Raw genomic sequence first — 13,861 nt, 5'->3', positions numbered from 1 at the left:
GCTTACACATGTATTACTGTTTATTTTTTTCTAGGTATTTGTTTTTAAATAGATATATTTAATTTAGTGTGGTTTACCTGACTAATTTTAGTGAACGCAGATCACATTTTTTTCATTTTGATAGCGTTTAAAAGCGCGATATCTATCCGTTTTGCACTCTATTTGAACGTTTTTGTTAGCATAATTCGCTTAAATTCATTATCTGCTTGTAAAGATATTCTGTATCAGTAGACTGCGGCTCACTTAATGACTGGAGCCTTTACTCTAAGTCGTCATAATAACAAGAGAGCCATGATGAAAAAGCATATTTTATCTTTAGCTGTAGTTGCTGCCATCGCTGCGCCACTATCACAAGTTCACGCTGCTGGATTTCAACTTGCCGAATATTCTGCTACTGGTTTAGGCCGTGCCTTTGCGGGTGAAGCCGCCATGGCCGATAACGCCGCCGCCCAAGCCCGTAACCCTGCGATGTTGACCTATCTTGAGGGACGTCAGCTGTCCGTTGGTGGAATTTATGTCATGCCAAACGTCGATGTCGAAGGCGATCTGACTTTGGCCTCACCTGTGCTGGGTAATCAGCCTGTCACCATGAATGCCGATGCCTTAGATGTGGCCGGTAATGCCCTGGTGCCTAACTTTTACTATTCTAATCAGCTAAACGATCAGTGGACCTGGGGGTTAGCGGTTAACTCTAATTATGGTCTGGCGACTGAAGTACCCAGCACTCATCCAACTGCGATTTTCGGTAATGAAACTTCAGTGACAACAGTCGAATTTAATCCGAACCTGGCTTATAAGGTGACAGATGCGGTTTCTATCGGTGCCGGTCTGCGTGTCGTTTATGGTGAAGGTAAGATTGGCGCCTCAACCCCAGCTTGGGTTGACGGTATTAAGGCGATTCCGACACTGCCAGCCGAAGTGGCTGGCGCACTGCCACCAGGTGGAACCAGTCTGAAAGTGATGGAAGGCGATGATATTAGTTTTGGTTGGCAGTTGGGTGCCAGCTGGCAGATCAATCCCGCTCACCGCATAGGTGTTGCCTATCATAGCGGCGTTGAGCTGGAACTGGACGGTCACGCATCTGGGCTTGTCTATGATGGTGGTCAAGATCTCGATATTGAGGGGTATGTGCCACTCGAGCTACCAGCCTTTGCTGAGCTGGCCTCTCATCACCAATTAACTGACAACTGGGCGATGCATGCCAGCATTAACTGGACTCAGTGGAGTGTGTTCGACAGCCTGGTGGCTTACTTCCCAGGTGAGCAGAAGCCACTTGGCGGTTTAGAGTCAGACTTAGTAAAAGTGGAAAACTTTAAAGATAACTGGCGTTTTGCCTTGGGTACCACTTATCAACTCAGTGATAAGTGGTTAGTGCGCGGTGGTGTGGCTCTGGATAAGACGGCGGTTGAAGATGAGTACCGTACAATCACGATTCCTGATTCAGACCGTCTATGGCTTAGCTTTGGCACGGGTTATCAGGCCACTAAGAATCTGACGCTAGACTTAGCCGTGACCTATATTAAGGCACACGGTGATGCACCTATCGATGAGACAATGAACCTGATGAACCTGGCTCAAGTGAGCTTTAGCGGTGATGCGAGTGGCGATGTCTGGTTGGTGGGGGCTCAGCTGAGCTACAAGATGTAAGTCGATTGAGGTCAAGTTTGACTCAAGCATAATGCCTCACTTAAGTGAGGCATTTTTTTATCTGAATATTTATTGGATATCTGAACTTCATAGGATTATATTCGTCTAATTATCAACGTATTTTTAGTTAAATTTAATCTATTCATTACCTGTTGCTTGCAGCTATAGCGTCTGCAGTCAGGATGAACCAACAATAAGAGGTGTCCCATGAAACCCTTTCTTCTGGCTGCAAGCATAGCGTTACTTCCGTTGTCGGCCTCCGCCGATCCGAGTACGACGCAAGTGGTTAAGGGATTCATCGATGCCTACAACCAGCACAGTGTCGAGCAGATGCTCAACCATGTGACCGATGATGTACGCTGGATGCATATCTCTGGCACTAATATAGAGGTTGAAACCTCAGACAAGGCGCAGTTTGGCGCCGCCATGACAGATTATTTTGAAACCCTTACCGGGGCTCAGGCCACCATACTGCAACTGATTGACTCTTCTCACTTTGTCAGCACGGTCGAGCGTGTGACTTGGGAGAACGACGGTGAGCTGCTTAGCCAGTGCAGCATTGGTAATTTCCGTGTTCAGGATGGCAAGATCGCCGAGTTTTGGTATCTGCCCGCTCATGCCTGCGATGAGCAGCTAGAGACGAATGAAGAGGCATTAGCGACTCCAGAGTTAGATCCGATTCAGCCTAATCAGCAGTAGCGGAGGCCTTAGTGCAGCAGAAGTATGTTATCGCGCTCGATCAGGGCACAACCAGTTCACGTACCATCATCTTCGATCATGACGCTAATATAGTGGCGGTGTCACAGCGCGAGTTTTCGCAGATCTACCCCAAGGCGGGCTGGGTGGAACACGATCCCATGGAGATCTGGTCCTCCCAAAGCTCAACCCTTATTGAGGCGCTGGCCAGAGCCGGGATCCACAGCGATGAGGTGGCTGGTATAGGTATTACCAACCAGCGGGAAACCACCATCTTGTGGGACAAAACCACAGGTAAGCCCGTCTATAACGCCATCGTCTGGCAGTGTCGCCGCAGCCAACCCTTATGTGAGGCGTTGAAGGCATCGGGCTATGAAGAGTATATCCGGCAGAATACCGGACTGGTGCTAGACCCCTATTTTTCGGCGACTAAGATCCGCTGGATCCTCGACAATGTCGAAGGGGCCAGAGAGAAGGCCGAGGCCGGTGATTTGCTGTTTGGCACCATAGATACTTGGCTGGTGTGGAAGCTCACCGAAGGTAAGGTGCATGTCACCGATCCGACCAACGCGTCGCGCACCATGCTCTACAACATTCATCAACAGGCCTGGGACACTCGGTTACTCGAGGCATTAGATATTCCTGCGAGCATTCTGCCTGAGGTGAAACCTTCCTGCGCCGTGTATGGCAAGACCCGTATTGCCGGTGAGGGCGGCGAGATCCCTGTAGCTGGCATGGCGGGCGATCAACAGTCAGCCCTATTTGGCCAGCTGTGTATCGATGAGGGGATGGCGAAGAATACCTATGGTACAGGTTGTTTCCTGCTGATGAACACAGGTTTACAGGCGGTGCAGTCCAACCATGGTCTATTAACCACCATTGCCGTGGGACCCAAGGGGGAGGTTAATTATGCCCTGGAAGGCTCGGTATTTATGGGGGGCGCTACCATTCAATGGTTGCGTGATGAGCTCGGACTTATTCGTGATGCTCAGGATACCGAATACTTTGCCCTCAAGGTGAATGACAACAATGGGGTGTACCTGGTACCAGCCTTTGTGGGGCTGGGCGCACCTTACTGGGATGCCAGCGCCCGTGGTGCCTTGGTCGGCCTCTCCAGAGGCGCCAATCGTAACCATATCATTCGTGCCGCACTCGAGGCGATCGCCTATCAGAGCCGGGATCTTCTCGATGCCATGACTAAAGACAGTGGTGTGCAGCTTAAACAGTTGAAGGTTGATGGCGGCGCGGTAGCCAACGATTTCCTGATGCAGTTTCAGGCCGACATTACCGATGTTGAGGTGCAGCGACCCAAGGTGACCGAAACTACGGCCATGGGGGCGGCATTTTTAGCGGGCTTAGCCGTGGGTTTCTGGCAGTCGACGGCCGAGTTGAAGCACAAGGCCGGTGTCGAGCGTTGCTTTAAGCCTACAATCGCCGATGAGGAGCGTGAGGCGCTTTATTCGGGTTGGAAACGGGCAGTTGCGCAAGTCACTGGTGAATCAGCGAGTTAATCCTTAAACGTCAATATCGATACGAGGCAGTGGCGAGTCCAGTGCTTCTTCTTCGGCCTGTTTCTGCGCCTGCTGGCGTCTCGCCTGTCCCCGGCGATCTTCTCTGCCGGGTCTTGAGTTTATGCGCCTTTCTCCATGTCGACGACGCTCAAGGTGAGGTGGCAGCTGTGACTGCGGCGCCTCATGACTATCGGCATGAATAGGATCCGTGTGTTCAGTCTGCTCTACCACTCGCTTGCGTTTCACCACCTGTTTTACCGGGCGCGCTAACATGGCATACAGGCTATCCAGGGCAACCATCGCTCCTCCTCTTTAGATTAATCATCTCGCTTAATCTATTTATCGGCCGCTCATGGTTAAATTTTAGGCGAATTCTGCTATTTGGTTCATGTCGGGCGTTGGGATGGCGAAGTCGCTTGTGCTTCGCAAGCTTCATACTGCGCCTTTTGCCAAAATCTCAGCTGAGCGCGACTGGTGAGGGCAAGCCGAGCATGAGTCGCCTTTTGCTGACAACTGAGGCGAACTCCCGCTGCCAGTTGGTCCTCTTTGAGACGGGCTTGCTCTTCAGGAGTGGCCGGAGGCGCATAGTCAACAAAGCGAATACGGCACATACCGCAATGACCCCCACCACCACACTGGCTTGGGACGCGCATCTGGCCATGGTTTAAATTGTCCATGAGGTTGTCTTGGGTCAGCGCAATCGTCTCAAGCTGCTCGCCATCAGGAGAGAGTAGGGTCAGCGACTGACCCTGACGCTTGGCACGCCAGCTCACATAGTCCCCAGCCAGTAGCTTACGCACCAGTAGCCAGGTGCCACTTAGGCCAAGCAGTAAAGCGGCCAGCGCAATCATCTGAGTTGCGACATGATTAAAACTCACGCCATTGTTGGGGAAATAGTCGATAAAATGCAGCATAAACAGCAGCTGTTTGAGCTGTGAGCCGTTGTTTTTATGGGCCTTAACCAGGCCTGTATTGCCGTCGACAAAGATCTGTGTGCCGCGCTGGTCCTGAGTATCGAAACGGTAGAACTCCTGGCTGCCGCCGTAGCGCTGGGCAGCGTCTTTATCGAGCACTGGCATCGATAATTGGCTCTCACCAGAGTAGCTTTGCTGAGCAAGCTCAGTCAGTTGTTGATGATGAAGATTGACTTGTTCACCAGTGTCAGCCCAAAAGGCCTGAGTGCCATCGCTTAGTTTTACGCGGTAAATGGGGCGATCAAATAGGGTTTCCAGCTTGATGCGTGTGATGGTATCGGCTTTTGTTTGCGCGGCGATATGGCTCAGCGTAACCTGGGGCTGAATTAAACTGCTGGCTTGAGTGGGCTTAGTTCTCTGGGTATTCGCGCTTAAATACTCATCGTTAATCAGGTTGAAGGCCAGGCCTGTAAGGGTCCATATAAGGAGCTGGGCGCCGACGACGAGCCCCAGAATGCGATGCAGACTTCTCGCGTTCATCATACGTTGGCCTCCTCGCCGCGCTTAAAGGCGACAAGCAGTAATAGGGCTCCAGAGAGCGCCGTCAGTAGCGCCAATATACTAAAAGCTGTCAGTAGCGGGTTGTGAACATCTTCTCGGGTATCATAATCCATGATATGCAACATCCACATGAGATCGAACAGGCGCCAGTAGTCATGACGCTTGGCAACCAGCTCACCACTGGTAGCGGAAATATAGAAGCGCGAATGGCTTGAGTCGTTAAAATCGATCTGCCACAGGGGTAATCGTCTGCTGCCTATCTCGTCGGGTGCCGAGTCGGTTAACAGCTGGCTGCTGGCTTGGGTTATATCGCCGCGATAGAGCTTGGCCGCAACCAGCATGGCTTGTTGTTGACTCAGTTGTGCTAGCGGTTCTCCATTTTGGGCAGAGAAATAGCGGGGGCCATCAGCTAGGCTGAGTTTATATACGGCCCCAAGTGCCGTTGGCAGTAACTCAAGCTGAGTTGCATCGGGATAGCTTGCCAACATGGTGGCGGGGGAGATCTGCAACTGATGGGGATCTATGGTTAGGGAGCTGTCATCCACCAGATGGTCGCCATGGATAAAGTCGATATCCATAAGCACCATGTAGAGACCTGAAACTAACCAGATGAGTAATTGTGCCCCTAAGAACAGGGTCAACCATTTGTGTGATTTTCGCAGCCAACGGCTTTGTTGAGGATTTAGCATAATTAGAATTTTTATTGGCTATCATAGGGATGAAATCACCTCAGAGCAAGCCAGAAAGCGCTGCGACACAAGGAGAGCGTGGCGAACAAACCCGCAGGGATCGCTACGACACAATTGGTGGACATTTTGCGGCGAAATTTGGGATGGCGATCCACTTATTGATCATACAAAGTCTGTAGGCCCACCACTTCTGATTGTTTTTTCAACATATTTACCCTCGACTCACCCACAAAAAGCCCTCCATGAGACTGTAGTTACAAATTTACAAACTGGCTGCTAACCCGCTTGAATACTGGCTTTTTAAATGGTGGCATCCCTTGACAATGCTTGCACACTATCTCTAAACTTAGCATTTGTGGGAAATTGTGGATATTTGTGGATCTATTAACCAAAACAAGGACGAGCTAACGTGTTTCGTGGAGCGAGTGCTATTAATCTTGATGCCAAAGGCCGGATCGCGATTCCAAAGCGATACCGTGAGAGCCTGCACGTCGAATTTAATAGCCAGCTGGTGATCACGGTCGACTTCGATGCCGCCTGTTTACTCATCTATCCACTCGAGGCTTGGAAACAGATAGAAGCCAAGCTGTTATTGCTGTCAGATACTCAGGGACCCGAGCGCGCCATGAAGCGCCTGTTACTCGGTTATGCCCATGAATGTGAGTTAGATAGCAATGGTCGCATTTTACTTCCTCCACCGCTACGTCAATACGCCAACCTGGAAAAGCACGCGATGCTGGTAGGGCAGTTGAACAAGTTTGAGCTGTGGGATGAAGCGGCCTGGCAGCAACAGATTGAACTTAGCCGTGAAACGATTCAAAGCGATGCCTTTGCCAATAGTGAGCGTTTGGCGGACTTCTCTTTGTAGTAAGAGAATAACCATAAGTTAAAGAAGAGAGCGATGACTCAAGAATTTGCGCATTTATCTGTGCTGCTGACGGAAACGGTAGCCGGACTCAACATTAAGCCTGATGGCATCTATATCGATGGGACCTTTGGTCGCGGTGGGCATTCACGTGAAGTGCTCAAGCAGCTGGGCCCTGATGGCCGCCTGATCGCTATCGATCGCGATCCTCAAGCTATCGCCGCCGCAGAGCAGTTTGCCGACGATGCGCGTTTTTCTATCGTTCATGGTGGCTTCGGTCAGCTGGCGCAATATGTTGATGACCTGGGTCTGCGAGGCAAGATCGATGGCATTTTATTCGATTTTGGCGTCTCATCGCCGCAGCTGGATGATGCTGAGCGCGGCTTTAGTTTCCTGCGTGATGGTCCACTGGATATGCGCATGGATAACTCCCAGGGAGAGACGGCGGCCCAGTGGTTGGCCCGCGCCGAAATAGAAGACATGGCTTGGGTGTTTAAGACCTATGGTGAAGAGAAAAATGCCCGTCATATTGCTCGCTGTATCGCTGCCGATAGAGAGAAAACCCCGTTTTTGCGCACTAAAGATTTGGCTGATCTGATCGCTAGAGTGAGTAAGAGTAAGGAACGTAACAAGCATCCGGCGACGCGCGTGTTTCAGGCGATCCGTATCTATATCAACAGTGAGCTTGAGCAGATAGATCAGGCGCTGGAAGGGGCGGTTACCGTATTAGCGCCGCAGGGTCGTCTGTCGGTGATCAGTTTCCACTCGTTAGAAGACCGTATGGTGAAGCGCTTTATTCGTCGGCATAGTCAGGGGGAATCAGTGCCCCATGGACTGCCGATCACCGAAGCGGAGATTAATAAGACACGTTTACTAAAGGCTGTCGGTAAGGCGATTAAACCGTCGGCAGAAGAGATTGGCCGCAATGCCAGAGCGCGTAGCTCAGTGTTGCGTATCGCGGAGCGATTAGATTACTAATCCTGTCGAGCAGACGTAAGAGACTAGGGGAACGCCAGTGAGTAAGTCACAACTCAACCTGACTCGTATCGTATTACTCGATCTTTGGCACCATAAGTGGGTGCTGTTGATGGCTTTTATTGTGATTGCGAATGCTGTTTTGGTGGTATACACCAGCCATACCAGTCGCAAGTACACCAGCCAGTGGGATCAGTTGCTGCAGGAGCGCGACCGCTTGGATATTGAATGGCGCAACCTCTTGCTGGAAGAGCAGTCGCAGTCGGAACATAGCAGGGTGACACGGATTGCCACAAAAGAGCTGGAGATGAAGCGGCCGTTACCCAACGAAGAAGTGGTGGTGAGAGTACCATGAGCAAACAGGCGAAACGTAAACAGAAACCACAGCTGATCCACTGGCGTCTACACGTCGTGGTCGGTTTTGTGTGTCTGCTGTTTACCAGCTTGGTGGGCCGCGCCGCCTATATTCAGATCATTGAGCCGGAAAAGCTGCGTCACGAGAGCGACATGCGCACCCTGCGCACCACGAGTAATGAAGTGCATCGCGGCATGATCACAGATCGTAATGGCGAGATGCTGGCGGTAAGTGTGCCAGTTAAGGCGGTTTATGCCGATCCCAAGGTTGTGCACGATCGCAACGGTTTTGCGGATATGCGCCGCTGGCAGGCATTAGCCGATGTGTTGCACGAGCCCAAGGAGGAGATCCTGGCGCGGGTTCAGTCTAATCCCAAGAAACGTTTCACCTACCTCAAAAGACAAGTCACCCCAGCGGTGGCCGAGTATATTAAGCAGCTCAAGTTACCGGGCGTTTACCTTAAAGCCGAGTCGCGTCGTTACTACCCCACCAGTGAGATCAGCGCGCAGCTGGTGGGCCTGACCAATATTGATGATGTCGGTATCGAAGGGATAGAGAGCACCTATAACGACTGGCTTACTGGCACGCCGACCAAGCACAAGGTACGTAAATCACGTGATGGTCACGTGGTAGAGCGTCTCGATATGGTGCAGACGGGTGAGAGCTCTAACGATTTGGTGCTAAGTATCGATCAGCGCATTCAGCAGCTGGCCTATCGTGAGATCAAGCGTGCGACCGAGATCAACCAGGCCACTTCGGCCTCTATCGTGGTGCTCGACGTGCACACAGGTGAAGTATTGGCTATGGCTAATACCCCAAGTTATAACCCTAATTCCCGCGATAATCTGCAGAGTTATCGCATGCGTAACCGTGCCTTGACCGACGCCTATGAACCGGGCTCGACCATTAAGCCTTTCGTGGTTGCAGCGGCATTAGAGGCCGGCACCATCAAGGACGATCAGATCTTTAAAACTCATCCGGGCCGCGTGCGTATCGGCGGTAAGATAGTGCGTGACGGTCGCAACTATGGCGACATGTCCCTCGGTGATGTCTTGGTGCACTCCAGTAACGTCGGCATGACTCAGATTGCCCTATCTATGCCGGTACAGGAGCTGCTGGGTTACTACCAGGCCATGGGGCTGGGTAACTATTCAGGCATCAACCTGCCTGGTGAAAGTGCAGGCCTTATCCATGACCGCCGTCGTTGGTCTGACTTTGAGCGGGCGACCCTGTCGTTTGGTTATGCCCTCACCGTGACGCCACTGCAGATCGCGCGTATGTACGCCATGTTGGGTAGCGGCGGTGTGTTATATCCCTCTTCGATCCTCAAGCTTCAAAAGGCCCCTGAAGGTCAGCAGGTGATCTCTCCAGAGGTGGCGCGCAACGTGATGCAGATGCTGATCGGCGTGACAGAACCAGGTGGCACCGCCAAGAAGGCACATATCGATGGCTACCCTGTAGCAGGTAAGACCGGAACCGCGCGTAAGGCGGTGGCAGGTGGTTATGGCGAAGATTATGTCGCCCTGTTTGCTGGCGTGGCACCAGTTCACAACCCAAGGCTTGCCATGGTGGTGGTAGTCAATGAGCCTAAGGGCGATCGTTATTATGGCGGCGATGTGGCCGCTCCCGTGTTTGCCAAAGTGATGTCAGGGGCACTACAGATGTTAAACGTTGAGCCAATCAGTGCTCGAGAAAAAATTCAGTTGGCCGGTAATGTCAGGAGGGGCGAATAATGCTGTTAAGCGATCTCCTCGCCCCCTGGTTTCATTATGCTGGCGGTGAGTCACTGACTCACTTGACGCTCGATAGCCGAGAGATTGGTCAAGGCAGCGTATTTGTGGCGTTGCCGGGTCACAGAGTCGACGGGCGTGAGTTTGTCGATAAGGCCCTGTCCCAAGGCGCTGTCGCCGCGCTGATCCATACCGATGACCCTGAGCAACATGGCCAGGTGTCGCAAGGCAACGGCCTGCGTATCTATTTCTTTCAGTTGCAGCGACAGTTGTCGGCGCTCGCCTCTCAGCTCTATAGCCTAGGGCGGGAGCGGATCAAGCTTATTGGCGTGACAGGCACCAACGGTAAGACCTCCGTGACTCAGCTGATTGCTCAGCTCAGCGACAGCCTAGGGCGGTCAAGCGCCGTGATGGGCACTCTAGGTAACGGCCTTTGGGGCCATCTGGTCGATAGTGGTAACACTACGGCCGATGCGATTACCGTGATGCGTCAGCTACAAGATTTTGACCGTCAGGGCGCCGCTGTGTGCGCCATGGAAGTTTCCAGTCATGGTTTAGTTCAGGGGCGTGTCGATGCCGTGCCATTCGATGTGGCGGTCTTTACTAATCTCAGTCGTGATCACCTCGATTATCACGGCACCATGGATGCTTACGGCGCGGCCAAGCAACGTCTGTTCAGGTTCAGTTCGTTAAGTCATGGTCTGATTAACTTAGACGATCCAATAGGCCGCCAGTGGATGCAGGATAAACGCTGCAAGGGGCTGGTGGGCTTTAGCATTCAAGGGCAGGAAGGCGCCTCCATCTATACCAAAGAGGTGAAGCAGCATGGCCAAGGGGTCAGCGCCACCTTAGTCTGGCCCGAAGGCCAAGCCAAGATCGACTCGCCCTTATTGGGCATTTTTAACCTGTCTAACCTGGTTGCGGCATTAGGCGCCCTGTATCTGAGTGGATATTCCATGTCTCAGCTGCTGACCAAGGTGGGTCACTTACAGCCTGTGGCGGGACGTATGGAGCGTTTTACCACTCAAGATGGCGTTACCTTAGTTGTCGATTATGCCCATACACCCGATGCCATAGAACAGGCGCTACGGGCGCTGCGTGGTCATTGCCGTGGCAAGTTATGGTGCGTCTTTGGCTGTGGTGGGGATCGTGATAAGGGCAAGCGTCCTTTGATGGCACGTGCCGCCGAGGCCAATGCCGATTGCGTCATGGTCACCAGTGATAATGCCCGCAGTGAAGATCCTAAGGCCATTATTGACGATGTGCTCGCCGGACTTGAGAAGCCAAAGGTGGCACTGACTCAGGTGGATAGACAACAGGCGATCCGCGAAGTCGTGACGCTAGCTTCGTCAGGCGATCTGATTTTGCTGGCAGGAAAAGGCCATGAAACCTATCAGGAGATCGCCGGTACTCGTCTCGACTATGATGAGCGTGCTCTGGCAGCATCGATTGCAAAGGAGGGCCTATGATCCCTTTACGTCTTTCAGATTTAGCCAAGGTACTGGGTGCCAAGCATATTGGTGAAGATCTTACTGTGACTAAGGTGTCTAGCGATAGCCGAGTGGTGGACGCTCAGACACTATTTGTCGCCCTTAAGGGTGAGCGTTTCGATGCCCATGATTTTGCCGATAAGGCGGTGATGGATGGCGCCATTGCCCTGTTGGTTGAGCGTGAACTGCCAATAGCAGTGCCTCAGCTTATTGTGGCGAACAGTCAGAAAGCTATGGGACAAATAGGTGCCCATGTGAAACAGTGCGTGGCGCCTAAGAGTGTCGCCCTGACCGGCTCAAACGGTAAGACCAGCGTCAAGGAGATGGTGGCGACCATCTTATCGGTTAAGCACCAGGTGCTTTATACCGCGGGCAACTTCAACAACGAAGTGGGCGTGCCCTTAACCTTGTTGCGTCTCGAACCTCAGCATGAGTATGGCGTGTTCGAATTAGGTGCAAATCATCTCGGCGAAATTAATTACACTTCATCTTTAGTGCAACCCGATGTGGCAATGGTTAATAATGTCGCCTCGGCGCATCTAGAGGGCTTTGGCTCACTACAAGGGGTGGCCAAGGCGAAATCAGAGATCTTCCTTCATCTCGCTAAGGATGGTGTAGCAGTGATCAATGCCGACGACGCATTTGCCGATGTGATGCGTAGTGCGGCCAGCGCTTATACCCAGCTCAGTTTCTCCTGTCAGGGTCATCCAGCCGATGTTGTGGCTAGCGACCTAACGGCAGATGCTCTGGGCTGCTATCGCTTTACCCTCAGTTATCGTGATGAGCAACGTCAGGTGAGCCTGCCGCTATCGGGACGTCATCAGGTCAGCAATGCCCTGGCGGCGACCAGTATTTGCTTGGCATTAGGCTTGTCACTTGAAGAGATAGTTCAAGGGCTTAAGCAGTTAAAGCCTGTAAAAGGCCGGATGCAGCCGACTCGTCTTGGGCGCTTTCTGTTGATCGACGATACCTATAATGCCAATCCGGCCTCTGTCGGTGCCGCCATCGACTGGCTTCAAGAAATTGAAGGAAATCGCTGTTTAGTACTGGGCGATTTAGGCGAATTGGGTGACAATGCGTCCCTTTTACATCGGCAGCTGGGTGAAAAAGCCAAGTTGCAGGGGATCGATGCCTTGTATTCGCTAGGAGAGTTGAGTCGGGCGAGCAGCGAAGCATTCGCTGGCAAGCACTTTACCGATTTAGATGCATTGGTTATTGATTTAGTTGGTTATTTTAACCAGTTGGCCGGAAACGTCACTGTGTTAGTTAAGGGGTCTCGTAGCGCCAAAATGGAGCGGGTTATCGAGGCCTTAATTGCCGCCTTTGAGCGCAAGGAGTTGTTTTAATGCTGGTTTATCTGGCTGATTATTTAACCCAGTTCTACTCTGGGTTTAATGTGTTTTCCTATGTGACCTTCAGGGCCATCTTAGGCTTGTTGACCGCCATGGTGTTTAGCCTGTGGTGGGGGCCCAAGATGATCGAGCGTTTGCAATTGCTGCAGATAGGTCAGGTGGTGCGCAACGAAGGGCCTGAGTCTCACTTTGCTAAACGCGGCACGCCGACCATGGGTGGCTTGTTGATCTTGGCAGGGGTCTTTATCAGCGTCTTGCTTTGGGGCGACCTGGGTAGCCGTTATGTGTGGGTCATGCTTTTCGTGCTAGGTGCCTTTGGTCTGATAGGCTTTATCGATGACTATCGTAAAGTGGTACGCAAGGACACTAAGGGGCTTATCGCCCGCTGGAAATATATTCTGCAATCTTTGGCAGCGCTGGCGATCGCCTTCTATCTCTATGCCTCAGCTGGGAGTCCCGGTGAGACACAGCTGGTGGTGCCCTTCTTTAAGGATGTGATGCCGCAACTGGGTGGCTTCTTTATTCTGCTGGCCTATTTCACCATCGTCGGTTCGAGCAACGCGGTGAACCTGACCGATGGTCTGGACGGCTTGGCGATCATGCCGACCGTCATGGTGGCGGCAGCCTTCGCCTTGATTGCTTATCTGTCGGGTCACGTGCAGTTTGCCAACTACTTGCATATTCCATATTTGCCGGGCTCGGGAGAGCTGGTGATCGTCTGCACTGCTATCGTCGGTGCGGGGTTAGGCTTCTTGTGGTTCAACACTTATCCGGCACAAGTCTTTATGGGCGATGTGGGCTCGCTCTCTCTGGGCGCAGCACTGGGTACTATCGCCGTATTGGTGCGTCAGGAGATCCTCTTGGTGATCATGGGCGGCGTATTCGTGATGGAAACGGTTTCTGTGATTTTGCAGGTCGGCTCATACAAGCTGCGCGGTCAGCGTATTTTCAGAATGGCTCCTATTCATCATCACTATGAGTTAAAAGGGTGGCCTGAGCCTAGGGTGATCGTGCGTTTCTGGATCATCTCTCTCTTCTTGGTGTTGCTAGGCTTAGCAACCTTAAAGTTAAGGTAA

At 52.1% G+C, this 13,861-nt stretch carries 13 protein-coding genes; 10 read left to right on the top strand and 3 right to left on the bottom strand.

Going from position 1 to position 13,861, the window contains the following annotated elements:
- The first annotated feature begins 294 nt into the window (after nucleotides 1-294).
- The 3 genes from CFF01_RS17070 to glpK all read left to right on the top strand — a co-directional run bounded on the left by CFF01_RS17070 (nucleotide 295) and on the right by glpK (nucleotide 3,854).
- Nucleotides 295-1,647 carry an outer membrane protein transport protein gene (locus CFF01_RS17070; protein ID WP_088905575.1) on the top strand — a complete coding sequence of 451 codons (1,353 nt, stop codon included), beginning with the start codon at nucleotides 295-297 and terminating at the stop codon, nucleotides 1,645-1,647.
- Between the two features lie 207 nt (nucleotides 1,648-1,854).
- A complete protein-coding gene (locus CFF01_RS17065) occupies nucleotides 1,855-2,346 on the top strand; it encodes a nuclear transport factor 2 family protein (protein WP_088905574.1) in 492 nt (163 codons plus the stop codon).
- A gap of 11 nt (nucleotides 2,347-2,357) precedes the next feature.
- Nucleotides 2,358-3,854: a glycerol kinase GlpK gene (glpK, locus tag CFF01_RS17060; protein ID WP_088905573.1), complete on the top strand. Its 1,497-nt coding sequence runs from the start codon at nucleotides 2,358-2,360 to the stop codon at nucleotides 3,852-3,854.
- Between the two features lie 3 nt (nucleotides 3,855-3,857).
- On the opposite strand, the gene CFF01_RS17055 is transcribed toward glpK, so the two are convergent.
- The 3 genes from CFF01_RS17055 to CFF01_RS17045 form a co-directional block, all read right to left on the bottom strand.
- A complete protein-coding gene (locus CFF01_RS17055; protein WP_088905572.1) occupies nucleotides 3,858-4,154 on the bottom strand; it encodes a hypothetical protein in 297 nt (98 codons plus the stop codon).
- 86 nt (nucleotides 4,155-4,240) lie between these two features.
- Nucleotides 4,241-5,311 carry a 2Fe-2S iron-sulfur cluster-binding protein gene (locus CFF01_RS17050; protein ID WP_088905571.1) on the bottom strand — a complete coding sequence of 357 codons (1,071 nt, stop codon included), beginning with the start codon at nucleotides 5,309-5,311 and terminating at the stop codon, nucleotides 4,241-4,243.
- Complete coding sequence (locus tag CFF01_RS17045; RefSeq protein WP_232479468.1) at nucleotides 5,308-6,018, bottom strand: peptidase; 711 nt, start codon at nucleotides 6,016-6,018, stop codon at nucleotides 5,308-5,310. Before CFF01_RS17045 ends, CFF01_RS17050 begins: the two co-directional genes overlap by 4 nt.
- 409 nt (nucleotides 6,019-6,427) lie before the next feature.
- Here CFF01_RS17045 and mraZ point away from each other — a divergent pair, with 409 nt between their 5' ends.
- The 7 genes from mraZ to mraY are packed head-to-tail and all read left to right on the top strand — an operon-like array spanning nucleotide 6,428 to nucleotide 13,861.
- Entirely contained in the window at nucleotides 6,428-6,886 is a 459-nt protein-coding gene (gene mraZ / locus CFF01_RS17040; RefSeq protein ID WP_033539377.1) for a division/cell wall cluster transcriptional repressor MraZ, read from the top strand.
- A 33-nt stretch (nucleotides 6,887-6,919) separates the two neighbouring features.
- On the top strand, nucleotides 6,920-7,861 hold the full coding sequence (rsmH, locus tag CFF01_RS17035; RefSeq protein WP_088905570.1) for a 16S rRNA (cytosine(1402)-N(4))-methyltransferase RsmH: 942 nt from the start codon (nucleotides 6,920-6,922) through the stop codon (nucleotides 7,859-7,861).
- Between the two features lie 37 nt (nucleotides 7,862-7,898).
- The gene (gene ftsL / locus CFF01_RS17030; RefSeq protein WP_033539379.1) at nucleotides 7,899-8,213 is read left to right on the top strand and encodes a cell division protein FtsL; all 315 of its coding nucleotides are present in this window, start codon (nucleotides 7,899-7,901) and stop codon (nucleotides 8,211-8,213) included.
- Nucleotides 8,210-9,946: a peptidoglycan D,D-transpeptidase FtsI family protein gene (locus tag CFF01_RS17025; protein ID WP_033539380.1), complete on the top strand. Its 1,737-nt coding sequence runs from the start codon at nucleotides 8,210-8,212 to the stop codon at nucleotides 9,944-9,946. Before ftsL ends, CFF01_RS17025 begins: the two co-directional genes overlap by 4 nt.
- The gene (murE, locus tag CFF01_RS17020) at nucleotides 9,943-11,412 is read left to right on the top strand and encodes a UDP-N-acetylmuramoyl-L-alanyl-D-glutamate--2,6-diaminopimelate ligase (RefSeq protein WP_088905569.1); all 1,470 of its coding nucleotides are present in this window, start codon (nucleotides 9,943-9,945) and stop codon (nucleotides 11,410-11,412) included. Before CFF01_RS17025 ends, murE begins: the two co-directional genes overlap by 4 nt.
- The gene (locus CFF01_RS17015; protein ID WP_088905568.1) at nucleotides 11,409-12,779 is read left to right on the top strand and encodes a UDP-N-acetylmuramoyl-tripeptide--D-alanyl-D-alanine ligase; all 1,371 of its coding nucleotides are present in this window, start codon (nucleotides 11,409-11,411) and stop codon (nucleotides 12,777-12,779) included. The genes murE and CFF01_RS17015 overlap by 4 nt, the downstream gene beginning before the upstream one ends.
- Nucleotides 12,779-13,861 carry a phospho-N-acetylmuramoyl-pentapeptide-transferase gene (gene mraY / locus CFF01_RS17010; protein ID WP_088905567.1) on the top strand — a complete coding sequence of 361 codons (1,083 nt, stop codon included), beginning with the start codon at nucleotides 12,779-12,781 and terminating at the stop codon, nucleotides 13,859-13,861. The genes CFF01_RS17015 and mraY overlap by 1 nt, the downstream gene beginning before the upstream one ends.

The sequence above is a fragment of the Shewanella marisflavi genome, assembly GCF_002215585.1.
GTDB lineage: Bacteria > Pseudomonadota > Gammaproteobacteria > Enterobacterales > Shewanellaceae > Shewanella > Shewanella marisflavi.
The sequence above is the reverse complement of the archived record's forward strand: the minus strand, read 5'-3'. Positions and strand labels throughout refer to the sequence as shown.